At 65.0% G+C, this 21,754-nt stretch carries 24 protein-coding genes; 11 read left to right on the forward strand and 13 right to left on the reverse strand.

The window, feature by feature from the left end:
* Positions 1-29: 29 nt before the first annotated feature.
* Entirely contained in the window at positions 30-1,313 is a 1,284-nt protein-coding gene (locus EN857_RS17275) for an MFS transporter (protein WP_127309617.1), read from the reverse strand.
* A 77-nt stretch (positions 1,314-1,390) separates the two neighbouring features.
* Between EN857_RS17275 and EN857_RS17280 the strand changes: the two genes are divergently transcribed.
* Positions 1,391-1,999, forward strand: coding sequence for a TetR/AcrR family transcriptional regulator (locus tag EN857_RS17280; RefSeq protein ID WP_127309618.1), 609 nt, complete (start codon positions 1,391-1,393; stop codon positions 1,997-1,999).
* Positions 2,000-2,041: 42 nt separating this feature from the next.
* A complete protein-coding gene (locus tag EN857_RS17285) occupies positions 2,042-2,632 on the forward strand; it encodes a hypothetical protein (protein WP_127309619.1) in 591 nt (196 codons plus the stop codon).
* Between the two features lie 270 nt (positions 2,633-2,902).
* On the opposite strand, the gene ppa is transcribed toward EN857_RS17285, so the two are convergent.
* The 6 genes from ppa to EN857_RS17325 all read right to left on the reverse strand — a co-directional run bounded on the left by ppa (position 2,903) and on the right by EN857_RS17325 (position 7,472).
* Positions 2,903-3,436 carry an inorganic diphosphatase gene (gene ppa / locus EN857_RS17295; protein WP_127286597.1) on the reverse strand — a complete coding sequence of 178 codons (534 nt, stop codon included), beginning with the start codon at positions 3,434-3,436 and terminating at the stop codon, positions 2,903-2,905.
* A gap of 103 nt (positions 3,437-3,539) precedes the next feature.
* A complete protein-coding gene (locus EN857_RS17300) occupies positions 3,540-4,046 on the reverse strand; it encodes a GNAT family N-acetyltransferase (RefSeq protein WP_127286598.1) in 507 nt (168 codons plus the stop codon).
* 242 nt (positions 4,047-4,288) lie between these two features.
* The gene (locus EN857_RS17310) at positions 4,289-4,927 is read right to left on the reverse strand and encodes a TPM domain-containing protein (protein ID WP_127286600.1); all 639 of its coding nucleotides are present in this window, start codon (positions 4,925-4,927) and stop codon (positions 4,289-4,291) included.
* A 5-nt stretch (positions 4,928-4,932) separates the two neighbouring features.
* A complete protein-coding gene (locus EN857_RS17315) occupies positions 4,933-5,820 on the reverse strand; it encodes a YgcG family protein (RefSeq protein WP_127392093.1) in 888 nt (295 codons plus the stop codon).
* Positions 5,821-5,824: 4 nt separating this feature from the next.
* The gene (locus tag EN857_RS17320; RefSeq protein ID WP_127392092.1) at positions 5,825-6,661 is read right to left on the reverse strand and encodes a YgcG family protein; all 837 of its coding nucleotides are present in this window, start codon (positions 6,659-6,661) and stop codon (positions 5,825-5,827) included.
* 178 nt (positions 6,662-6,839) lie between these two features.
* Positions 6,840-7,472 (reverse strand): LemA family protein, encoded by a 633-nt coding sequence (locus EN857_RS17325; RefSeq protein WP_127286603.1) that lies wholly within the window; start codon positions 7,470-7,472, stop codon positions 6,840-6,842.
* A gap of 165 nt (positions 7,473-7,637) precedes the next feature.
* On the opposite strand from EN857_RS17325, the gene EN857_RS17330 reads away from it, so the two are divergent.
* The 6 genes from EN857_RS17330 (at position 7,638) to EN857_RS17355 (ending at position 12,899) form a co-directional block, all read left to right on the forward strand.
* Positions 7,638-7,889 carry a hypothetical protein gene (locus EN857_RS17330; protein ID WP_127394005.1) on the forward strand — a complete coding sequence of 84 codons (252 nt, stop codon included), beginning with the start codon at positions 7,638-7,640 and terminating at the stop codon, positions 7,887-7,889.
* Positions 7,890-7,901: 12 nt separating this feature from the next.
* Entirely contained in the window at positions 7,902-8,786 is an 885-nt protein-coding gene (pdxY, locus tag EN857_RS17335) for a pyridoxal kinase PdxY (RefSeq protein WP_127394004.1), read from the forward strand.
* Positions 8,783-9,553 (forward strand): DUF429 domain-containing protein, encoded by a 771-nt coding sequence (locus EN857_RS17340; protein WP_127394003.1) that lies wholly within the window; start codon positions 8,783-8,785, stop codon positions 9,551-9,553. The genes pdxY and EN857_RS17340 overlap by 4 nt, the downstream gene beginning before the upstream one ends.
* A 140-nt stretch (positions 9,554-9,693) precedes the next feature.
* Positions 9,694-10,338, forward strand: coding sequence for a carbonic anhydrase (locus EN857_RS17345; protein WP_127394002.1), 645 nt, complete (start codon positions 9,694-9,696; stop codon positions 10,336-10,338).
* An 8-nt stretch (positions 10,339-10,346) separates the two neighbouring features.
* A complete protein-coding gene (locus tag EN857_RS17350; protein ID WP_128346043.1) occupies positions 10,347-10,760 on the forward strand; it encodes a nuclear transport factor 2 family protein in 414 nt (137 codons plus the stop codon).
* A gap of 90 nt (positions 10,761-10,850) precedes the next feature.
* Complete coding sequence (locus EN857_RS17355; protein ID WP_127392374.1) at positions 10,851-12,899, forward strand: M3 family metallopeptidase; 2,049 nt, start codon at positions 10,851-10,853, stop codon at positions 12,897-12,899.
* Between the two features lie 159 nt (positions 12,900-13,058).
* Here EN857_RS17355 and EN857_RS17360 read toward each other — a convergent pair whose 3' ends face one another.
* The 4 genes from EN857_RS17360 to EN857_RS17375 all read right to left on the reverse strand — a co-directional run bounded on the left by EN857_RS17360 (position 13,059) and on the right by EN857_RS17375 (position 17,782).
* Positions 13,059-14,531 (reverse strand): M81 family metallopeptidase, encoded by a 1,473-nt coding sequence (locus EN857_RS17360; protein WP_127392375.1) that lies wholly within the window; start codon positions 14,529-14,531, stop codon positions 13,059-13,061.
* 80 nt (positions 14,532-14,611) lie between these two features.
* Positions 14,612-15,439 (reverse strand): carbohydrate ABC transporter permease, encoded by an 828-nt coding sequence (locus EN857_RS17365; protein WP_127392376.1) that lies wholly within the window; start codon positions 15,437-15,439, stop codon positions 14,612-14,614.
* A complete protein-coding gene (locus tag EN857_RS17370; RefSeq protein WP_128346042.1) occupies positions 15,436-16,305 on the reverse strand; it encodes a sugar ABC transporter permease in 870 nt (289 codons plus the stop codon). Before EN857_RS17370 ends, EN857_RS17365 begins: the two co-directional genes overlap by 4 nt.
* Before the next feature lie 241 nt (positions 16,306-16,546).
* Positions 16,547-17,782 carry a sugar ABC transporter substrate-binding protein gene (locus EN857_RS17375; RefSeq protein WP_135858927.1) on the reverse strand — a complete coding sequence of 412 codons (1,236 nt, stop codon included), beginning with the start codon at positions 17,780-17,782 and terminating at the stop codon, positions 16,547-16,549.
* A gap of 196 nt (positions 17,783-17,978) precedes the next feature.
* On the opposite strand from EN857_RS17375, the gene EN857_RS17380 reads away from it, so the two are divergent.
* Genes EN857_RS17380 through EN857_RS17390 form a run of 3 tightly spaced genes read left to right on the forward strand, consistent with a single transcriptional unit; the run spans position 17,979 to position 20,713 of the window.
* Positions 17,979-18,731, forward strand: a complete 753-nt coding sequence (locus EN857_RS17380; RefSeq protein ID WP_189521658.1) for an SDR family oxidoreductase — start codon at positions 17,979-17,981, stop codon at positions 18,729-18,731.
* Between the two features lie 2 nt (positions 18,732-18,733).
* Complete coding sequence (ugpC, locus tag EN857_RS17385; RefSeq protein WP_127310238.1) at positions 18,734-19,801, forward strand: sn-glycerol-3-phosphate ABC transporter ATP-binding protein UgpC; 1,068 nt, start codon at positions 18,734-18,736, stop codon at positions 19,799-19,801.
* 30 nt (positions 19,802-19,831) lie between these two features.
* A complete protein-coding gene (locus EN857_RS17390) occupies positions 19,832-20,713 on the forward strand; it encodes a MurR/RpiR family transcriptional regulator (protein WP_127392380.1) in 882 nt (293 codons plus the stop codon).
* A 276-nt stretch (positions 20,714-20,989) separates the two neighbouring features.
* Here the strand turns inward: EN857_RS17390 and EN857_RS17395 are convergent, their stop codons facing one another.
* Positions 20,990-21,316 carry a DUF167 family protein gene (locus EN857_RS17395; protein WP_127392382.1) on the reverse strand — a complete coding sequence of 109 codons (327 nt, stop codon included), beginning with the start codon at positions 21,314-21,316 and terminating at the stop codon, positions 20,990-20,992.
* A gap of 9 nt (positions 21,317-21,325) precedes the next feature.
* Complete coding sequence (locus tag EN857_RS17400; protein ID WP_127286979.1) at positions 21,326-21,616, reverse strand: YggT family protein; 291 nt, start codon at positions 21,614-21,616, stop codon at positions 21,326-21,328.
* Positions 21,617-21,754 lie beyond the last annotated feature (138 nt).

Raw genomic sequence — 21,754 nt, forward strand, 5'->3', positions numbered from 1 at the left:
TCCCACAAGGGAGAAGGAAAAGTCGCGCCCTACGCCGCCTGCGGCTCCGGCTCGAACGCCGGCCTGCTCGTGTTGATCAAGAGCGAGATACAGGCCGCCGCGATTGCTGTCATGCCGGCGATCATGAAGGCCAGCTCGTAATTGCCCTGCAGCTCGCGCATCGTACCGCCGAAGGCGGCGGCGGCCGCAGCACCCACCTGGTGGCCGGCGACGATCCAGCCGAAGACGATCGGGCCGCTGCGGTCGCCGAAGGCCTCGTTGGCGAGCCTCAGGGTCGGCGGCACGGTGGCGATCCAGTCGAGCCCGTAGAGCACGGCAAAGATGATCAGGCTGACCGCCGAGAAGCCGGAATAGGGCAAGTAGATCAGCGACAGGCCGCGGACGGCATAGTAGACGCCGAGCAGCTTGCGCGGGTCGAAACGGTCGGTGAGCCAGCCGGACAGCGTCGTGCCGATCAGGTCGAAGATGCCCATCATCGACAACAGGCCGGCCGCCTGCACCTCGCCGATGCCCATGTCGCCGCAGAAGGCGATGAGATGCGTGCCGACCAGCCCGTTGGTGGTGAAGCCGCAGACGAAGAAGGTGGCGAACAGGTACCAGAACACCCGCGTGCCGGCGGCGCGGCGCAACGTGCCGAGCGTATGCGCCAGGAAATTGCCCTGCGAGGCCGGCGACACCGGCGGCACGTCGTTCGGCTCGGCGCCATAGCGCACCTGGCCGATCGAGGCTGGACGCTCCGGCACCAGCAGCCACACCACCGGCACCAGCGCCGCGGTGGCGATCGCGATGGCGATGGCGACCGGCTTCCAGCCACCCGCCTGCGCCAGCGAGGCGAGCAACGGCAGGAAGACAAGCAGGCCGGTGGCGCTCGAAGCCGACATCAGGCCCATCACCAGGCCGCGATTGGTCTTGAACCAGCGATTGACGATGGTGGCGCCGAGCACGGTGGCGACCGCGCCCGAGCCGATGCCGGAGAACACGCCCCAGGTGATCAGCAGATGCCACGGCTTGGTCATCAGCAGGCTGAGCGCCGTCGAGCCCGACATCACCAGCAGTGAGATAAGCACCGTGCGGCGCAGCCCGATCCGCTCCATCAGCGCGGCGGCGAACGGCCCGGTCAGGCCATAGAGGAAGATGCCGATCGCGGCCGCCAGCGAGACGACGTCGCGCCGCCAGCCGAAGCTCTCCTCCAGCGGCAGCATCATGACCGACGGCGCCGAGCGAAGCCCGGCCGCGATCAGCAGGCAGAGAAAGATGACGCCGACCACGACGAAAGCGTAGCGCTGGCCAAACGGACGAGACTGAGCTATCATGTTACTGACCGGTACGTTGCAATTGGATGGCGCTATGAATACGTACCGGTCAGTAACATTGTCAAGCGAGTCGTTGCATGCCACCGGACAAAAAAATTGAAGCGTCCATCAGCACGGCTCACGCCCCGAAGGCGGCCGACAAGATCCTCGACGTGGCGCGCGACCTGTTCTATCGCGAGGGCATCCGCGCGATCGGCGTCGACGAGATCGTCAAGCGCGCCGGCGTCACCAAGCCCAGCCTCTACCGCAGCTTTCCCTCGAAGGACGAGCTCGCCGCCTCCTATCTGCGCAAATACGACCTCGAATTCTGGGAACGCTTCGACGAGGCGGTGGCTGCGCATCCGGGCGACCCGCGCGCGCAGATCGTGGCTTTCCTGACCCGCGTCGGCAAACGCACGCAAAAGCCCGACTATCGCGGCTGCGGCATGACCAATGCGGCGGTGGAATATCCCGACCATAGCCATCCGGCACGCGTGGTCAGCGAGGCCAACAAGCAGGAACTGCGCCGCCGCCTGCGCGCCATGGCGAGCGCGATGGGCGCCGCCGATGCCGACACGCTGGGCGACGGCCTGCTGCTGCTGATCGAGGGCGCCTATATCAGCGGCCAGCTGTTCGGCCGCGGCGGACCGGCGGCGTCGGTCGCCCGCAACGCCGACTTGCTGATCGAGGCGAGCTTGAAGAAATAGCGATTGGCGGTACGCTGCGGCACCTCACCGGAGTTGTCCGCCATGCGCGCTGTTCTGATCCCGCTTGTCCTTGCCGGTCTCTGCCAGGGGGCCCATGCCGGCGACATATCCAGCGCCTACACCGATCTCGACTGGGAGAAGGACTGCGTGACCTATGCGCAGGCTGCCGAGGGCGAGGGCGATTGGGCGAGCCTCGCCTGCTCAGGCTATCGCGGCTATCCGGTGCTGATCGGCTACGACGACGCCCGCGAATCGCTGTTCTATGGGTTCCCGTCGAGCGACATGACCTCGGTCTGGGAAAGCTTCTCCGGTCTCAACACGGCCGGGCTCAAGGTCGAATGGCGCATCGAGACCAATGGCGACGTCGCCATTCCATTCGCCGTCATCCACCGCCGCGAGGTCAGCAAGCCCGACGGCGAGGACAAGCCGATCCAGGTCCTGGTCGTCGCCAAGGTCGCCCAGCCGGACACCCAGCAGGGCTGCACGATCGGCCTGGTGCTGGCCACCGGCAATCCGCAGGCCAACGACCAGGCGCGCAAGCTCGCCGACGAGAAGGCGAAAGGCTTCGCCTGCGGCAAGGACAAGCGCGTGCTGATCGGCAACCCGCCTGACTTTGGCCGCGTGGATAACTGACTTATTACGTCTCGGGGACGACCGCATGAGGAGGGCCGTTCCATCGCAGATAGGCGCTGCCGCCCATTGCCCTGCCGGGCATTTCTCCCCGTATAGTGACCGGGAGAAAGGTGCTCTGATCGATGATTTCGCCAATCGACAACGCCGCCAAACGAACGTCGAGGCTGCGGCAATCTCCCTTCTCCCCGTCACTATACGGGGAGAAGGTGCCGGCAGGCGGATGAGGGGCGGCGCCGACGCTTAGCGGTTTGCGCACATCCCCAGCATATCCTACTTCGCCGCCTTCGCCCGTTCGATCGCGTCGACGATCATCTTCTTGGCGTATTTGGAATCGTGCCAGCCCTCGATCTTGACCCACTTGCCGGGCTCGAGATCCTTGTAGTGCTCGAAGAAGTGCTGCACCTGATCACGCGTGATCTCGGGCAGGTGCGTGTATTCGGTGACGTTCTCGTAGCGCAGCGTCAGCTTGGGCGACGGCACCGCGATCACCTTCTCGTCCTGGCCGGCATTGTCTTCCATGATCAGCACGCCGATCGGCCGCACGTTGATGACGCAGCCCGGCACCAGAGCGCGCGTGTTGCAGACCAGCACGTCGATCGGATCGCCGTCGCCCGACAGCGTGTGCGGCACGAAGCCGTAATTGCCGGGATAGCGCATGGAGGTGTGCAGGAAGCGGTCGACGAACAGCGTGCCGGCCTCCTTGTCCATCTCGTATTTGATCGGCTCGCCGCCGATCGGCACCTCGATGATGACGTTGACGTCTTCCGGCGGGTTCTTCCCGGTGGCAATCGCTTCGATGCGCATGGCTCAAATCCCTCTCTCGATTTGTCAGACCGATAGCGGCGGAAGCGTCATGGTGCAATGCGGCGAATCGTGCGGGGACAATAACGACGCCGGAACGCGGCATTCATTCCCAGACGAAGGCGACCTTCTTCAGCGCCTTTTGCTCGAAGATCTCGACGCCTTCAGCGATGTCGCGGCCGCCGGCGCCGGCATAGAAGGCAAGCGCGTTCTGGTTGTCCTCGAGCGCCCACACGACCATACCTTTCAGCCCGTGATCGGCGAGCCGCGCGCGCGCCGCCCTGAACAGCCGGCTGCCGAGCCCGATCCCCTGGTATTCCGGGCGCAGGTAAAGCTCATAGATTTCGCCCTGCTGCCTGAGCTCGCGGGCGCGGTTCTTGCCGATCGTGGCGTAGCCGGCGATCGTGCCGCCGATCTCGACCACCAGCACGGTGGCGGCACGGCGAATCGCATTCGCCCACCAGTCGGGGCCGCGGCGGTTGATCATCGAGGTCAGCGTGCGATGCGGGATAATGCCTGAATAGGCGCCGCGCCAGGCCTCCTGGTGCACGTCGGCGATCGCGCCGGCATCGCGCGGCTCGGCTTTCCTGATATCGATGATCAGCGTGTTCATGATTGCTTAACCATAAACCCGCATCGCCCGATTGCAAAGAGTCCGGCCAGCCACTCCCATCCTTTCGCACAGGCGGATGATACGCCGACGAGGAGGGCAGAGCCTGGCTGGAAACGCGCTCTGCCGAGGCGGATGGCGTGGTTTTCGAGAACCGAAGCGAAGCGGACTTTCTGGTCCGTGAGCATCGGAAGCGCAGAAAACCGCTTCAGGCGTCCGGCAGAGTAGCGTTTACAGGCAGGCTCTCAGATCTCGACGAGATGATCGTCGAGCTCGTTGGCATCGCCCGCCGTGACAGGGAAATGTTCGGCCAGTACCGCGCCCACCGATTCGACGGCCTTGATGAAGCCGTCGGCGAGCCGGTCGTCGCCGGCGTGCGCGGTAAGGTCGCGGACCACGCCGTCCCAGACATTCTGGCCGACCTTGCTGTTGATGCCGGCATCGGCAACCACCTCGGCGTAACGCTCGGCGATCGAGACGAAGATCAGCACGCCGGTACGCGCCGCGGTGCGATGGACGTTGCGGGCAAGGAACTGCTTGACCGCGTTGAGGTGCGCCGCCTGGTAGCGCAGGTGGTGCGGCACGAAATGGATGCGCAATCCCGGCAGCGCCCACAAAAGCAGCAGCGCCGAGGCCAGCGCCAGCAGCTCGGCGAAAACGAAATGCGGCAGGCGGATCGACAGCCACCAGGCCTCCAGCCCATAGGCGACGGCAAGGCTGACGATGAGCGTGCCGAGCGTCACCATGAAGGCGGCGGGAAAGAAATAGCCGTCGCTGGCATGCGCCACCACGCAGTAGATCTCGCCGTCGGTCCTCGTCTCGGCGGCGCGGATCGCCCCGGCGATGCGCTCATGATCCTGCGGGCTGATCGGTCGTGTTGCCATCTTTCTCACCAGCTCCCTGAAGACCCGCCGCCGCCGGACGAGCCGCCGCCGCCCGAGAATCCGCCGCTCGAACCGGACGACCAGCTCCCGCCTGAACTCCCGGACGACCAGCCGCTGTCGGAACTGCCCGTCGACCAGCCGCTGCCGCCGCTGGTCGTCCAGCCACGGCTTGAAGTCCGCGCGCCGCGACCATAGCGAAAGGTCATGCCCAGCCATCGATACACGCCCGGCGACAGTTGCGTGCCGAAGATCGGCGGCAGGAACGCCATCGCCAGGCCACCGAGAAATATCGTCGCCCACAGGATGATGAACAGCATGAGGATGGGATCTGCCGGGCTGTCATTGGCCGGATTGCGCTTGCCGCGCGCCTCGAGCTCCTCCGGATTGCCCGCCAGCACCATGATCATGTCGTCGACGGCTTTGCTGATGCCGCCGGAGAAATCGCCGGCGCGGAAGGCCGGCACCATGTCGTTCTCGATGATCAGCTTGGTGTGCAGGTCCGTCAGCGTGCCTTCGAGCCCGTAGCCGACCTCGATGCGCATCTTGCGGTCGTTCTTCGCCACCAAGAGAAGCACGCCGTTGTTTTCCTTGGCCTGACCGAGCTTCCAGAAGCGGAACAGCCGGTTGGCGTAGGGCTCGATCTCCTCGCCACCGAGGCTGGGGATGGTCGCGACGACGATCTGGTCGGAGCCTTTTGTCTCGAAATCGGCCAGCTTCTGCGTCAGCGCGGCCTTGGTCGCGGCATCGATCAGGCCGGCATTGTCGACGACACGGCCGGTGAGCGCCGGCAGTTCGGCGGCATGGGCAGCTAGAGGAGAGAAAAGAAACGCCACGGCGACCAGCAAGGCGCCCGCGGTGCGGCATGGGAATCCTGGCAGGGCGCGGCCGCTCATCGCCTCACCAGCTTCCCGAGGAGCCGCCGCCGCCGGACGAACCGCCGCCGCCGGAAAAGCCGCCGCCGCTCGAGGACCCGCTGGAACTTCCCGAGGACCAGCCGCCGCCGCCGGACGAGCGCTTGCCGGGCTCGAAGGTCATGCCGAGCCAGCGATAGCGGCCGGGGCCGATCCTCTGGCCGAAGATCGGCGGCAGGATGGAGCTGGCAAGGCTTAAAACGAGGATGGTGATCCAGACGGCGATGAAGATCGAGAAGAACAGATCGTCGGGATTGAACGGCGCCTGCTCGTTGCGCTTGCCGCGCGCCTCCAGCTCTTCCGGATTGCCCTCCAGCACCATGATCATGTCGTCGACGGCCTTGCTGATGCCGCCCGAGAAATCGCCGGCGCGGAAGGCAGGCACCATGTCGTTCTCGATGATCAGCTTGGTGTGCAGGTCGGTCAGCGTGCCTTCCAGCCCATAGCCGACCTCGATGCGCATCCTGCGGTCGTTCGGCGCCACCAGCAGAAGCACGCCATTGTTCTCCTTCGCCTGGCCGAGCTTCCAGAAGCGGAACAGCCGGTTGGCGTAAGGCTCGATCTCCTCGCCGTCGAGGCTGGGAATGGTCGCGACGACGATCTGGTCGGAGCCCTTCTGCTCGAAATCGGCCAGTTTTTGCGTCAGCGCGGCCTTGGTCGCGGCGTCGATGATGCCGGCATTGTCGACGACGCGGCCGGTGAGAGCGATGAGATCGGCGGCGAAGGCGGTGAGCGGGAGGAGGAGGAGGCTGGCAAGAAGGCCAAGAAGAGTGAGGTAGGCGCGAGGCCCCCCTCTCTGTCCTACCGGACATCTCCCCCTCAAGGGGGGAGATTGGCAGTTTTGACGCCGGCTCTCCCCTTGCAGTGTTGGAGATTGGCGAAGGCTAAGACGACATCTGATCTCCCCCCTTGAGGGGGAGATGTCCGGCAGGACAGAGAGGGGTGTTTGCACGCCTGCGGTCCGTCTTTTCGCGGAATTGTCTTGCGACGACAGCCGAAACTTAACCGCCCTGCTTGGTGCCGAAATCGACCTTCGGCGGCTGCATCTTGTCTTCGTCGACGGTGAAGTTGGCGAAGGGCTCGTTGCTGCGGAACCAGAAGGTCGCCCACAGCACCGACGGGAAGGTCCTGAGCGTCAGATTGTAGTCCTTGACCGCCTGGATGTAGTCGCGTCGCGCCACCGCGATGCGGTTCTCGGTGCCTTCGAGCTGCGCCTGCAGGGCGAGGAAATTCTGGTTGGCCTTGAGATCGGGATAGGCTTCCGACACCGCTATCAGCCGCGACAGCGCGCTGGTCAGCCCGGCCTGGGCATCCTGGAACTTCTTGAGGGCTTCGGGATCCTTCAGCGTTTCCGGCGTCACCGTGATTTGCGTCGCCTTGGCGCGCGCCTCGACCACCGCGTCGAGCGTATCCTTCTCATGCGCGGCGTAACCCTTCACCGTCTCCACCAGGTTGGGGATCAGGTCGGCGCGACGCTGGTACTGGTTCAGCACCTCGCTCCAGGCCGCCTTGGCGTTCTCCTCCGCCGTCGGGATGGTGTTGTAGCCGCAGCCGGCGAGCAGCGGCAGCACGACGGCCATCACCAGCAGGGCCGGCAGATGACGGAAGGGGGAGGAGAGGCGCTGGGCAAACATGATCTGGGTCCCTCGTCGGAAGTTGCACCCGAAGCATTACCACAATCCGCCCGCAAGAAAATGACCTCGGCCGCAAAGCTTCCGCTGCCATCCCGCTGCCATGCAGCCAGGCCCTGTGAATGGCCGGGCGAACAGGCTAAGGTCCCGGCAAAACAGGACATTGCCATGGCCAAGCGCCAGGACAGCGACACCGAATCGCGCCGCATTCTCGAGCGCGTGGAACGGGAGACCAGCCCGGGCGGCACCTCGTTCATCACCCGGACCGCCAAGGGCGCGCGCGACCATGTCAGCGCCGCGGACGCCGACCGTTCGGATCCGATCGACTATTGGGGCACCCGCATCGGCCGGGTGCTGGGGCTTCTCATCGCCATCGGCCTGCTCGCCTGGCTGGTGTATTTCGCCACGCGTGGCGGTTAGGACTGAAAATCCATGAACGCTGAAAAAGCCGGCGCGCCGCGCGCGGTCATCGTCATCTCGAGCCATGTCGCCCGCGGCTCGGTCGGCAACCGCGCCGCCGTCTTCGCGCTGGAGACGCTCGGCTTCCCGGTCTGGGCGGTGCCGACCGTCGTCCTGCCCTGGCATCCGGGCCACGGCCGGGCGACCCGCATCGTGCCGCCGCTCGACCAGTTCAAGGCGCTGATGGCCGATCTCGAGCGCGCGCCCTGGCTGGGCGAGGTCGGCGCGGTGCTGTCCGGCTATCTCGGCGAGGCTGGCCAGGCCGAAGCTGTCGCCTCGCTGGTCGCCGCCGTCAAGGAAAGGACGCCCAACGCCGTCTATATCTGCGATCCGGTGATGGGCGATTCCGGCGGGCTCTACGTGCCGGAACCCACGGCCATCGCCTTGCGCGACCGGCTGATGCCGATCGCCGACATCGCCACGCCCAACCGCTACGAGCTGGAATGGATGGCCGGCGCGCCGCTCCCAGACCTGAAATCGGTGGTGGCGGCCGCCCTTCACGCCGGCCCCTCCACCATGCTGGTGACCTCGGCGCCGTCGATGATGGCCGGCGGCACCGGCAACCTGCTGCTCGATTCCAGGCAGGCGCTGCTTGCCGAGCATCGCATCATCGATAAGCCGCCGAACGGGCTGGGCGACCTGACGGCGGCCGTCTATCTGGCACGCGTCCTCTCCGGCCAGTTGCCGATCAAGGCGCTGCAGTCGACCACGGCCGCCGTCTACGAGATCCTGGCGCGCACTGCCAAGCGCGGTGGCGACGAGCTGCAGCTCGAGACCGATGCGCAGAGCCTGTCGCACCCGATGGCGATGGTGCAGCTGCGCCACCTCCTGCATCCGGGGCGGGACAAGCGGGCGTGACCACCGACGGCCGCATGCTGGTCGGCGTCGACGGCTGCAAGGCCGGCTGGATCGCCGTCCATCGTCATCCGGATGCCGCCCCTTCGGTCTCCGTCTTTCCAGGCTTTGCCGCTTTGCTTGCCGCATTGCCCGCCAGCGCCACGATCGCCGTCGACATGCCGATCGGCCTGCCGGATTCTTCGCAAAAAGGCGGGCGCGGGCCGGAAGCGCTGGTGCGGCCACTTCTCGGCGGTCGGCAATCCAGCGTGTTCTCGATCCCCTCGCGCGCAGCGCTCTATGCCGAGATCGATGACTTCACCACGGTCGAGGCCTGGTATGAAGCGCATCGACGCGCCAGCGAAGTCGCCAAGGTGCGTTCGGATCCGCCGCGTGGCGTGTCGATCCAGGCCTTCGGCATATTCTCCAAGATCCGTGAGATCGATTCCCTGCTGATCGCGCGGCCGGACCTGCGCGACCGCGTCTTCGAATCGCATCCCGAGGTCGCCTTCTGCCGGCTGAACGGCGGCAAAGCCATGGCGCTGCCGAAAAAGGTCAAGGGCGCGATCAACCCCGCCGGCATGGAGGAGCGCAAGGCGCTGCTATGCCGGCATGGCTATGAAAAGAGCTTCCTCGACCAGTCGGCGCCCAAAGGTGCCGCCGCCGACGATTTCCTCGACGCGGCAGCGATGATGCTGATCGCTGGCCGCATCGCCAGCGGCGAGGCAAGACCGCATCCGGACCCGCCGCTGACCGACCGTTTCGGCATTCCCGTAGCCATCTGGGCATGACCCGGCCATGCGCGCCGCATCGCGATTGCGACGGAGCCATCCGCAATTCGGCATTGCTCGCGACGGGCTTTTGCCGTTAGAGGGCTTCCGGATTGAACTGTGCAGCTGCCTCCAGCCCCCCGGAAAGGCTTTAGCCGCCCATGCCCCATCTTCCTGAGCATCTCCTCAACGGCTATCGCAATTTCATGAACGGCCGCTACCTCGCCGAAAGTGGGCGCTACCGCTCGCTGGCGCGCGAAGGCCAGGCGCCCGAGACGATGATCGTCGCCTGCTGCGACTCCCGCTCCGCCCCGGAGGCGATCTTCGACGCCGGACCGGGCGAGCTGTTCGTGCTGCGCAATGTCGGCAATCTGGTGCCCCCCTATGCGCCGGACGGCGAGTTCCATTCGACCTCGGCCGCGCTCGAATTCGCCGTGCAAAGCCTTAAGGTCAAGAACATCGTGGTGATGGGCCATGGCCGCTGCGGCGGCATCCGTGCCGCCCTCGACCCCAACTCGGCGCCGCTCTCGCCCGGCGACTTCATCGGCAAGTGGATGAGCCTGATCGCCCCAGCCGCCGAGACCGTCTCGTCCAGCACCTTCATGACGGCGACCGAGCGCCAGACCGCCCTGGAGCGCATCTCGATCCGCTATTCGATCGCCAACCTCCGGACCTTCCCCTGCGTTTCCATCCTCGAAGGCAAGGGCAGATTGTCGCTGCATGGCGCCTGGTTCGACATCTCGACCGGCGAGCTTTGGGTGATGAACAAGGAGACCGGCGATTTCGAGCGGCCGGATCTGGGGTGAGGCCGGCGATGCGGATCGTTTTCCGGGGACCCGCGATAGCCGCCGCGCTGCTCTTTTCGGCGCTCGCCGCCCGCGCCGATGACGGCGCGCTGATCGATCGCTGGTATTCGGCGCTGCTCGTCGCCGATCGAACGGAGCTGTCGGATTTGCTCGCCGACGACGTGCGGATCAAGCTCGACGACCTCGGCGTCGTGCAGACCAAGCAGGAGTTCATCGCCTCGATCGACGATTGGCAGGGCGCTGTCGCCGGCGCCACGATCCGTCATCGCATCGAGAAGTCGGAAGCCGGTGTCACCACGGTGATCGCCTGCTACGACTTCCCCAGCAATGACATGCTGATGCGCGAGACCTTCTCCGTCGCCGGCAATCGCATCACCGCCAGCTCGCAGGCTGCGATCGCCGAGAGCTGCGAAACCTACTGACCAATCCCGATCCGGTTGCAAGGTTGCGCGCGACAGGCCCGCACCCTACATCGGTCTCGCCTCCCATTGCCACCAATCGAAAGTTCTTCCATGTCATCAGCCGTCGATCTCGTCGCCCATCCGCTGACCAAATGGCAAGGGCCGCTCGACCTGCCGGATTTTGCGCGCATCGGCGACGGCGATTTCGGCCCGGTCTTCGACGCGGCGCTGAAGGCGCATGAGGCCGAGATCGATGCGATCGCGGGCAACAGCGAGACGCCCACCATCGAAAACACGCTGGCCGCACTGGAACTCGCCGGCGAGCCGCTCGACCATGTCTCATCGATCTTCTGGTGCCGGGCCGGCGCCCACACCAATGAGGACATCCAGGCGCTGGAGCGCGATATCTCGCCGAAAATGTCGCGGCATTTCTCGGCGATCTCGATGAACGAAAAGCTGTTCGCGCGCATCGACGATCTCTACCAACGCCGCGAAAGCCTGAAGCTGGACGCCGAGACGCTGCGCGTGCTGGAAAAGACCTGGAAGGGTTTTGTCCGCTCGGGCGCCAGGCTCGACGCCGACGGCAAGAAACGACTGGCCAGGATCAACGAGGAGCTGTCCTCGCTCGGCACCAGCTTCGGCCAGAACGTGCTGGCCGACGAACGCGACTGGGCCCTGTTTCTCGACGAAGCCGATCTTGCCGGCCTGCCGGATTTCCTGAAAAGCGCCATGGCGCAAGCCGCCGAGATGCGCGGCCAGAAGGGTCGCTATGCCGTGACGCTGTCGCGCTCGATCTACGAGCCGTTCTCGACCTTCTCGGAGCGCCGCGACCTGCGCGAGATAGCCTTCCGCGCCTTCACCATGCGCGGCCAGAACGGCGGCGCCTCCGACAACACGTCGGTTGTTCGCGACATGCTGAAGCTGCGCGCCGAGAAGGCAAAATTGCTCGGCTACGGCTCCTTCGCGGCGCTGAAGCTCGACGACACGATGGCCAAGACGCCGAAGGCGGTGCACGCGCTGCTCGACCCGGTCTGGGAGAAGGCGCTGGAGAAGGCGGCGAGCGACCAGAAGGAATTGGAGCGGCTGGCGGCAGAGGCCGGCAGCAACGAAAAATTCGCCGCCTGGGACTGGCGCTTCTACCAGGAGAAGCTGCGCGCCGAAAAATTCGCCTTCGACGAGGCGGAGCTGAAGCCTTATCTGCAGCTCGACCACATCATCGAGGCCTGTTTCGATGTCGCGACGCGGCTGTTCGGCATCAGCTTCGAGGAGAGAAAGGGCATCGCCGCCTGGCATCCGGATGCGCGTGTTTTCGTGGTGAAGAATGCCGACGGCAGCGAGCGCGGCCTGTTCCTCGCTGACTATTTCGCCCGGCCGTCAAAACGATCCGGCGCCTGGATGAGCGCGCTGAAATCCGGCTACACGCTCGGCCACGGCTCGCAGCCTGTCATCTACAACATCATGAACTTCGCCAAGCCGCCGGCCGGCGAGGCCGCCCTGCTGTCGGTCGATGAGGCGAAGACCCTGTTCCACGAATTCGGCCATGCGCTGCACGGCATGCTGACCGGGGTCACCTGGCCCTCGGTTTCCGGCACGTCGGTGAGCCGCGATTTCGTCGAACTGCCCTCGCAGCTCTACGAGCACTGGCTGACGGTGCCGGCGGTGCTGGAAAAGCACGCGCTGCATGTGAAGACCGGCAAGCCGATGCCGCAGGACCTGCTCGACAAGATGCTGGCCGCCCGCACGTTCGGCGCCGGCTTTGCCACGGTCGAGTTCACGGCCTCGGCGCTGATCGACATGGCCTATCACGCACGCCCGGACGCGCCATCCGAGCCGCTTCGTTTCGAGACCGAAACGCTCGACAGACTGGACATGCCCGACACCATCGCGATGCGCCACCGCACCCCGCATTTCGGCCATGTCTTCGCCGGCGACGGCTATTCGGCCGGCTACTACTCTTACATGTGGTCGGAAGTGCTCGACGCCGACGCCTTCGCCGCCTTCGAGGAGACAGGCGATCCCTTCAACCCGGCGCTGGCCGAGCGGCTCAAGCAAAACATCTACGCCGCCGGCGGCTCCAAGGATCCGGAAGAGCTCTACACCGCGTTTCGCGGGAAAATGCCGTCGCCGGAGGCGATGATGGTGAAGCGCGGGTTGGTGTAGCGCAGATAATCTCCCCCCTCGAGTGGGAGATGGCCGCAAAGCGGCCAGAGGGGGTCGGTTCGACTGGACGCGACCTCCTGCGGCAGATGGAGGCTAGCGCTTCACGCGCGAGGACCCCCTCTGTCGCCTTTGGCGACATCTCCCCCTCAAGGGGGGAGATTAGAGCCACGGGTCCTTCACCCTCGGCCAAACCGGCCGCGTCAGCTTCCTGTAATCCGTCACCGCCGGATTGCTCGGATAGGAACTCGGCGCCGAGACATAGATGATCTCGGCGGCGATCGGCGCGAAGCCGGCATAGAAATGGTTGGTCGATTTGATCAGCAGGATGTCCTTCGACAGCGGATCGATGCCGATGTTGGAGAAAATGTCCGGTTCGAAGGTCTGCGTGCGGTTGGTGTTGAGGATGACATCGACTTCGGTGCCTTCGATGCGAACCACCGCGGCCGACCCAAGCGTCACCCGGCTTGGCCCGAAACTCTGCCAGCCTTCGCCGACCGCCCTGAGCACCTTGACGCGCGCATCGATCGGCTCGCCTGCCAGTGGCCCGGCCTTGCCGCCGAAGCGCAGATCGATGACGGCGCCCTCGCCTGCCGCATGACAGAACGTCACCGCGATTGGATCCCAGATGGTCGCCATGCCGACATTGCTGATGCCGCGCACGAGCAGCTCGCGCAGCACGACGGTGCCGTCGCCGGCAACGCCGCCGCCGGGATTGTCCCAGATGTCGGCGATGACCACCGGCCTGTCCGGATTCTCCTTGCGCACGGCAAGCGCGCGCTCGATGCCGTCGGCCGTGTTCAGCATCGTCATCGCCGTCTTTTCGCGCATGGCGTAAAGCTCGCGCCCCAAGCTTTCCGCCAGCGCATCGCCCTTTTCCTTGTCGTTGTCGGTGACGACCAGGATGCGCGTGCCCATCTCGGGCACGTCGGCGGCCATGAAGCCATGGATAACCGAGACCGACAGCACGCCGTCCTTGCCGTGCAGCGCCTTGATGCGGTCGACGAAGGAGCGCATCGGCTCGCGGCTGGTCGGCAGCACCTGGATCATGCGGCAGTCGAAGGTCGAGATGACCGGCTTGATCTCGCCGCGCGCCGCGGCAAGACCGAGCTCGACGACATGCTCGCCGCGCTCGTAGAAGTCGGTGTGCGGGAATTCGAGGAAATAGGCTATGATGTCGGACGCCGCCACGCGCTTCGGCGTCAGATGGCTGTGCGGGTCGAATTCGCAGGCGATCACCCCCTTCGGCCCGACGATGGCGCGCACGCGTTCGAGCAGATCGCCCTCGCAATCGTCATAGCCCTGCGCCACCATCGCGCCATGCAGCCCGAGGATGACGGCATCGACCGGCAGCGCCGCCTTGAGCTGGTCGAGGATCTCGTCACGCAGCGCCTCAAAAGTCTGCCGCTGGACCAGACCGCCGGGCTCGGCCCAGGTGGCGGTGCCTTCGATGACGGTCAGCCCTTCCTCAGCGGCGCGCCGGCGCAGCGCCACGATCGGCGAGGAGCACAGCGTCGGCGTTTCCGGATGCTTGCCCGGTCCGGCATAGAAGGCCATCTCGAACGAAGCCCGGTCGGTCGGCACCGGCGAGAAGGTGTTGGTTTCCGTCGCCAGCGAAGCGGTGAAGATACGCATGAAAGCTCCGTGATGAACTTTTGTTTTTCGCAATTCCGGACGGAAAACCACTGCACACTTTTCCTGGAATTGCTGGATTGCTATTTGACAGCCCCGAGCGCCAGGCCGCGGACCAGGTAGCGCTGCAGCCAGATGAACAGGATCGCCACCGGCAAGGTGGCGAGTAGCGTGGCGGCCATGACATGGTGCCATTCGATCGTGTAGCGGCCGGCGACCAGCGAAAAGACCTGGATCGGCAGCGTGTAGCTTTCCTGGCTGCGCAGCATGGTGAGCGCGACGACGAATTCGTTCCAGGCGTTGATGAAGGTGAAGATCGCCGTCACCGCGATCGCCGGCAGGCAAAGCGGCAGGAACACTTTTCGCAAGGTCAGCCAGCGGCCGGCGCTTTCCATCCAGGCGGCCTCCTCGAGGTCGCGCGGGATGGTGTCGAAATAGCTCTGCAGCATCCACACGGTGAAGGCGACGTTGAAGGCCATGTAGATGAAGCCCAGCGCCGTCGTCGATTCGACCAGCCCCCAGGCCGCCATTAGCCTGAACAGCCCGAGCACCAGCACGATCGGCGAGATCATCTGCGAGATCAAAAGGAACTGGCGGAAGGCGCCGTAGCCGGCAAAGCGGAAGCGCGACATGGCGTAGGCCGCGGGCACCGAGATTAGGATGGCGCCGACGGTGGCGATCACCGACACATAGAGCGAGTTGACGAGCGCCTGGCCGAAGCCGGTCGCCACCCACATGTCGGCAAAATTCGACCAGCGGAATTCGCTCGGCCACCAGGTCGGCGACAGCACTTCGGCCCGCGGCTTGACCGCGGTAAGCAGCATCACCGCGAACGGGAAGATCGTCACCACGATCAGCGGCGACAACAGCAGCCAGGCGATGATCGTGCGCTTCAGCTTGCCGTTGCTCATGTGCGCTGCTCCCGCATCGCGAGCCGCACATAAATCATGGTGAAGACGAGCAGGATGGCGAACATCACCAGCGACACCGCGGAAGCCTCGCCCAGTTTGCCGATGCGGAAAGCGAGCTTGTAGAGGTGTGTGACCAGGATGTCGGTGGAGTTCGCCGGCCCGCCCTGCGTCATCACCCAGATGATCGGGAAGGAGTTGAAGACGTAGATGGTGTTGAGCACGATGGCGATGTTGATGAACGGTTTTAAGAGCGGAAAGGTGATCTCGCGGAACAGCTGCAGCGGCGTGGCGCCCTCGAGCGCCGCCGCCTCGTAGAGGTCGTCCGGGATCGACGACAGGCCGCCGAGGAAGATGGTCGTGGTGAACGGCACCGTCACCAATATGCCGATCAGCACCTGCATCGGGAAAGCGGTCTCGGCGCTTGCCAGCCACTGGATGTTCTGGCTGATCAGGCCGAGCCCCATCAGCGCCGAATTCAGCATGCCGCTTTCGCCGTTGAGCGCCCAGCGCCAGACCACCGCCGTCATCGTCAGCGACACCGCCCAGGGCAGCATGATGATGACCCGGGCGAGGCCGCGGCCGTAGAAATCGGTGTTGAGGATCATCGCCACCGGGATCGACAACAACAGCGCGCCGCCGACCACCAGCACCGTCCACAGCCCGGTGCGCCAGAGCGCGGCCATGAAATCGGGATCGGCAAACAGCGCCGAGAAATTGGTCAGGCCGCTGAAGTCGCGCAACTGGCCGAAGCGGCTGACGTCATGCGTCGAGATCTGGATCAGGTCCCAGACCGGCCAGAAGATGACGACGGCCGCCAGAAACAGGCTGGGCAAGGTCAGCAGATAGGGCAGGAAACGATTTTGCATCGGCTGGTTTGTACCGCTTTGCCGGTGGAGATTGGATTTCTGGCTTAACAGATCGACATAATCCCGCCTCGCTCTTCTCGGGGCGCCGTTTCAAGGATTCCTTGCAAGCGTCGACGCTGCTCTCACCCACCTGCCGGTCCTCCGCAGCGGCTGCGGTAGATCGCCCTTCGATCGGGGGAGAGGAAGGTGTGGCGCGCTCCGACGGGGGTGGGGCGCGCCACGGGCGTCGGGAGTGAACGCCCTATTTCTTCAGCACGCCATTGGCCTTCTCCGCCGCCTCCTTCAAGGCAGCCTCCGGCTCGGCGCTGCCGAGATAGATCTTCTGCATCGCGTCGGAGGTGATCTGGGCGATCTCCTCCCAGCCCGGGATGACCGGCGCGAAGCGGGCGTCGGGCAGCAGCGCGGTGAAGGCGGCGAGGTCGGCATTGTTGACGTAATAGTCCATCTTCGCCTCCTCCTTGTTCACCGGCAGGAAGCCTTCGCCTTGCGTGAACTTGGCGCGCTGCTCCTTGGTGAACAGGAAGTCGAGCAGCTTCCAGGCCTCGTCCTTGTTCTTGGAGTTCTTGAACATGATGATGGAGTCGGTGACGCCATAGGTGCCGCGCGCGCCGGTCGGCCCGGCCGGGATGGCGGCGACGCCGTATTTCAGGTTCGGCGCTTCTTCCTTGATCTGGTTGGACAGGAAGGGCGCGGTGATCATCATGCCGACCTTGCCCTGCTTGAACAGATTCTGCACGTCCTCGCGGTTGTTGGAGGTGACGCCGGGCTCGGTCAGGCCCTCGTCGATGATCGACTTGTAGAGCTTGGCGGCATCGAGCGCGCCCTGCGTGCCGAGGCCCGACGTGCCGTCCTTGTTGAGGATCTCGGTGCCCTGCGACCACATCGCGTAATAATAGTAGACGTCGGTCTCGATCTCCTTGCCCTGCAGGCCGAAGCCGAAAGTGCCGGAGCCCAGCGCCTTGATCTTGCGGGCATCTTCCTGCAGCTCGGTCCAGGTGGCCGGCGGCTTGGCGATGCCGGCCTTCTCGAACAGTTCCTTGTTGTAGTACATGGCGCGCGCCGAGGCGGCGATCGGCAGGCCGTAGGTCTTGCCCTCCATGATCGACGGCGACAGGAACGTGTCGATGAAGCGGTCCTTGAAGTCGGGCGTGATGTAGCCGTCGAGCGGCTCGGCGACATCCTGCTGCACGAAGTCGATCAGCCAGCGCGTGCCGATGATCGACAGGTCGGCATTGGTGCCGGCGGTGATGTCGGTGGTCAGCTTCTGCAAGAGCACCTCCCACGGCACCACTTCGAACTTGACGGTGATGCCCGGGTTGGCCGCTTCGAATTCCTTCTTGACGTCCTGGAAATAGGGGCCGGTCTTGGCGCTGTATTCGGCAACGGTGACGCGCACCTCGCCAGCGTCGGCCGGCGCCGCGAAGGCCAGCATGCTCATTCCGGCCATCAGGCCGACAGTCCATTTCGCAAGGCTCATCTGATCTCTCTCCCATTTGATGCGCATCTGCGCCTGCGCTCCAAGGGGCACAGGATTTATGTCACTTTCCTACATTATCCATCATTTTGCCTTCTGCAAGCAATTTTTCATGTTGCTTAATTACATATCGTTCAGTAGCCTTCTGCCGTATGTCTGACGTGGGCGGAGGAGCGAGCGCGGTGGTTTCAAAGGCCGAATTCGAGGGCAGGACGGCCGTGGTACAGGGGCTGGCGGCGGCCTTGGGTCGGCGATCGTGGCGCTGCTTGCCGAACGCGGCGCCCGCGTCGTCGGCTGCGACCAGTCGAACGAGGCGCTGGCCAGCCCGCATCTTGCCTCGCGCCACGTCTTCGACCTGCTCGACCGCGCGTCGGTCGAAACAGCCATCGCCGAAATCCTCGATCGCGACGGCGTTCCCGACATCCTCATCAACAATGCCGGCTGGACGCGCGCCGAAACGCTTGGCGCGCTGACGGCGGACAGGATCGAGCGTGAGCTCGACCTCAACCTGACCGGCGTGATGACTTTCGCCGACCCGCTCATCAAGGCTATGGCCAAGCGCGGCGCGGGCAGCGTCGTCTTCATCTCCTCCGTCAACGCGATTTCACATTTCGGCAATCCCGCCTATGCCGCCGCCAAGGCAGGCATCAACGCCTACGCCAAGGCGGTCGCCGTCGAACTCGGCCGCAGCGGCGTGCGCGCCAATGTCGTCTGCCCGGGATCGATCCGCACCGCCGCCTGGGATCATCGCCTGGCCAAAGACCCCGAAATCCTCGCCAAGCTGAAGCGGCTCTACCCGCTCGGCCGCATCGTCAACGCATTGGAAGTGGCGGAGGCGGTGGCCTTCCTTGCCTCCGATCGCGCATCGGGCGTAACAGGCGTGGTGATGCCGGTGGATGCAGGGCTGACCGCCGGCTGCCTGCCTTTCATTGACGGCATTTTGGGAGCGTGACCATGACCGACGTCCAGTTCCGCAACCTGTCGAAATCGTTCGGCCACCACCAGATCCTCGAGAACATCGACCTCGAGATCGAAAGCGGCGAGTTCGTCGTGCTGGTCGGGCCTTCCGGCTGCGGCAAGTCGACCTTGCTGCGCATGCTGGCCGGGCTGGAGACGATCAGCTCGGGCGATCTCATGATCGGCGGACTAAGAGCCAACGACCTGCCGCCGCAGAAGCGCAACATCGCCATGGTGTTCCAATCCTACGCGCTGTTTCCGCACCTGAAGGCCGCCGACAATATCGGCTTCGGCCCGAAGATCCGTGGCGAGACGCGCGCTGCAGTCGACGATAAGGTGAAGAAGGCCTCCGGCGTTCTTAACCTCTTCTCCTATCTCGACCGCTATCCGAGGCAACTGTCGGGCGGCCAGCGCCAGCGCGTCGCCATGGGCCGCGCCATCGTGCGCGAACCTTCGGTGTTCCTGTTCGACGAGCCTTTGTCCAACCTCGACGCGCAATTGCGCGTGCAGATGCGCACCGAGATCAAGGCGCTGCACCAGCGGCTGAAATCGACCATCGTCTATGTCACCCACGACCAGATCGAGGCCATGACCATGGCCGACCGCATCGTGGTGATGGATCACGGCCGCATCCAGCAGGTCGGGCCGCCGCTGGAACTCTATGACAGGCCGGCCAACAAATTCGTCGCCGGCTTCATCGGCTCGCCGTCGATGAGCTTCGTGTCCGGAGCATTGAAATCGACCGCAACCGATGCCTGGTTCGAGACCAGCGGCGGCGGCCGCCTGGCGCTTGCCGGCAAGGCGGCGCCCGCCGGCGATGCGGTGGAGGCTGGCATCCGCCCCGAGCATTTCGTCATCGGCGGCGCCGGCGAAGCGATCGCCATCGATGTCGACGTCGTCGAGCCGACCGGTTCGGAAACCCATGTCTACGGCTCGGTCGGCGGCGACACGGTGCGCGCGGTGTTCCGCGACCGGGTGCAGGTGCGGCCGGGCGACCGCCTGCCGGTCACGGTCGAGCCGCGCAACATCCATCTGTTCGACAAGGCGACGGGCCTGCCGCTATGAAGTCACCCCGATGAAGACGAAGCCACGCACATGAAGACGCCTGCCGACATCATCACGCGGCTGCAACTGATGTCGCAGGACGGCACCAAGTCGGACCGTCGGCTGGCCGGCCTCGTTCTGTCCGACCTCGACTTCGCCTCCAAGGCGGCGATCTCGGAGATCGCGGCGCGTGTCGGCGTCAGCGAGCCGACTGTCACCCGCTTCTGCCGCAACCTCGGCTGCGAAGGCCTGCGTGATTTCAAGTTCTACCTGGCGCAGGCGATCGCCATCGGCGGCCAGTACCTGTCGCCGGAGCCGCTGAGCCGCGACGCCCGCGAGCAGCGCATCGCATCCGCCATCACCGAGGCGGCGATATCGGCCATCCAGCGCGCCAGCGAGAGTCTCGACATGACGACGCTGGTCGGCGTCGCCGCGCGCATTGCAACCTCGGGCAACGTCTTGTGCATCGGCTCCGGCGGCATCTCCTCGATGATGGCGACCGAAATGCAGAACCGGCTGTTCCGGCTAGGCCTGCCGGTGCTGGCGCAGATCGACGGACAGTTGCAGCGCATGTATGCCGCCGTCGCCACGCCCGAGACCACGCTTGTCGCCTTTTCGGTGTCGGGCTATGCGCGATCGGTCATCGAGGCGGTGCAGGTCGCCCAGCAATATGGCGCCACAACGGTCGCCGTCACCGCCCCGGACTCCGCGCTCGCCAAGGCCGCCGACACGGTCATCCATCTGCAGTCGTTCGAGGACGGCAACATCTACAAGCCGACCTCGTCGCGCTATGCGCTGCTCGCCATCATCGACATGATCGTGACCTCGGTCGCCGAGACACGCGGCCCGAAGGTGCTGGAGAACCTGCGCCGCATCAAGCAGAGCGTGAACACGCTGAAGGTCGACGACCCGCGCCTGCCGCTGGGGGATTGAGGGGTCATCTTTCCATGGTCACGGGATGCCGAATGGGGACATTCGGTGAGAACCGAGCCAATCCTGGAATCGTCGCGCCGCCCTCATCCGCCTGCCGGCACCTTCTCCCCGTAAACGGGGAGAAGAGGGCTGGCCGCGCCCGCAGCGCAATTTTCTGCAACGTTTATGGTTGGCGAAAACGCCGGCGACGGCATCTTTCTCCCCGTCACTATACGGGGAGAAATGCCCGGCAGGGCAATGAGGGGCAGCGCCGACCGACGATATGATTAGCAGCCATCAATGCGGTTTGCCTTGGCCGCCGCTCAATGCCTCGATGCGCTTCGCCAGCTCAGCCGCATCTCCCACTATCCGCAGCGTCTTCAGCCGCGCCGTGCCGCCGGCGACGACCGCGACGGCCGACGCCGGAACGCCCAGCGCCTTGGCAACCAGTTTTACCAGCGCGGCATTCGCGGCGCCGTTTTCCGGCAGGGCGCGCACGCGGGCCTTGAGGTGGCTTCTGCCGTCGGCTGTCGTCTCGACGCCCTCGATCCGATCGAGCGCCGCCTTCGGCGTCAGCCGGACGCACAGGTCGATGCCGTCGTCGCGCGAGCGGAACGGCGGCATGCTCATGCCTCAGACGACCAGCGACAGCACCGTGGTCAGCAGGAACTGGCGGATGAAGAAAATGATCAGCAAGAGGATGATCGGCGAGATGTCGACGCCGCCGAGATCGGGCATGAAACGGCGGATCGGCCTGAGCGCCGGTTCGGTCAGCCTGTAGAGCACGTTGCCGATGGTGCCGACGAACTGGTTGCGCGAGTTGACGACGTTGAAGGCATAGAGCCAGGAAAAGATCGCCGAGGCGATGATGATCCACCAGTAGAGGTCAAGCGCCATGACGATGGTCTGAATAAGGGCGATCATGCCGGTCTCCAATTGTTGCCGACATGTAGCCATTGCCGGCCAAAGCGGCAAGAGCCGCCTTGCGCGCATGCCGGAGCGGACGGCAAATGTCGGGTCGTTTCGCCTTGACACGAAACGGTCGCGCCCGATAAATGCGCC

This window comes from Mesorhizobium sp. M4B.F.Ca.ET.214.01.1.1 (assembly GCF_004791545.1).
In the GTDB taxonomy this organism is placed as follows: domain Bacteria; phylum Pseudomonadota; class Alphaproteobacteria; order Rhizobiales; family Rhizobiaceae; genus Mesorhizobium; species Mesorhizobium abyssinicae.

Coding starts and splice junctions, on each gene's coding strand:
- EN857_RS17350 (WP_128346043.1), top strand. CDS start 10,347: ATGCGGATCGTTTTCCGGGGACCCGCGATAGCCGCCGCGCTGCTCTTT.
- EN857_RS17400 (WP_127286979.1), bottom strand. CDS start 21,616: ATGATCGCCCTTATTCAGACCATCGTCATGGCGCTTGACCTCTACTGG.
- pdxY (WP_127394004.1), top strand. CDS start 7,902: ATGAACGCTGAAAAAGCCGGCGCGCCGCGCGCGGTCATCGTCATCTCG.
- EN857_RS17345 (WP_127394002.1), top strand. CDS start 9,694: ATGCCCCATCTTCCTGAGCATCTCCTCAACGGCTATCGCAATTTCATG.
- ppa (WP_127286597.1), bottom strand. CDS start 3,436: ATGCGCATCGAAGCGATTGCCACCGGGAAGAACCCGCCGGAAGACGTC.
- EN857_RS17370 (WP_128346042.1), bottom strand. CDS start 16,305: ATGCAAAATCGTTTCCTGCCCTATCTGCTGACCTTGCCCAGCCTGTTT.
- EN857_RS17365 (WP_127392376.1), bottom strand. CDS start 15,439: ATGAGCAACGGCAAGCTGAAGCGCACGATCATCGCCTGGCTGCTGTTG.
- EN857_RS17310 (WP_127286600.1), bottom strand. CDS start 4,927: ATGGCAACACGACCGATCAGCCCGCAGGATCATGAGCGCATCGCCGGG.
- EN857_RS17315 (WP_127392093.1), bottom strand. CDS start 5,820: ATGAGCGGCCGCGCCCTGCCAGGATTCCCATGCCGCACCGCGGGCGCC.
- EN857_RS17355 (WP_127392374.1), top strand. CDS start 10,851: ATGTCATCAGCCGTCGATCTCGTCGCCCATCCGCTGACCAAATGGCAA.
- EN857_RS17275 (WP_127309617.1), bottom strand. CDS start 1,313: ATGATAGCTCAGTCTCGTCCGTTTGGCCAGCGCTACGCTTTCGTCGTG.
- EN857_RS17325 (WP_127286603.1), bottom strand. CDS start 7,472: ATGTTTGCCCAGCGCCTCTCCTCCCCCTTCCGTCATCTGCCGGCCCTG.
- EN857_RS17395 (WP_127392382.1), bottom strand. CDS start 21,316: ATGCCGCCGTTCCGCTCGCGCGACGACGGCATCGACCTGTGCGTCCGG.
- EN857_RS17390 (WP_127392380.1), top strand. CDS start 19,832: ATGAAGACGCCTGCCGACATCATCACGCGGCTGCAACTGATGTCGCAG.
- EN857_RS17375 (WP_135858927.1), bottom strand. CDS start 17,782: ATGAGCCTTGCGAAATGGACTGTCGGCCTGATGGCCGGAATGAGCATG.
- EN857_RS17330 (WP_127394005.1), top strand. CDS start 7,638: ATGGCCAAGCGCCAGGACAGCGACACCGAATCGCGCCGCATTCTCGAG.
- EN857_RS17280 (WP_127309618.1), top strand. CDS start 1,391: ATGCCACCGGACAAAAAAATTGAAGCGTCCATCAGCACGGCTCACGCC.
- ugpC (WP_127310238.1), top strand. CDS start 18,734: ATGACCGACGTCCAGTTCCGCAACCTGTCGAAATCGTTCGGCCACCAC.
- EN857_RS17360 (WP_127392375.1), bottom strand. CDS start 14,531: ATGCGTATCTTCACCGCTTCGCTGGCGACGGAAACCAACACCTTCTCG.
- EN857_RS17300 (WP_127286598.1), bottom strand. CDS start 4,046: ATGAACACGCTGATCATCGATATCAGGAAAGCCGAGCCGCGCGATGCC.
- EN857_RS17285 (WP_127309619.1), top strand. CDS start 2,042: ATGCGCGCTGTTCTGATCCCGCTTGTCCTTGCCGGTCTCTGCCAGGGG.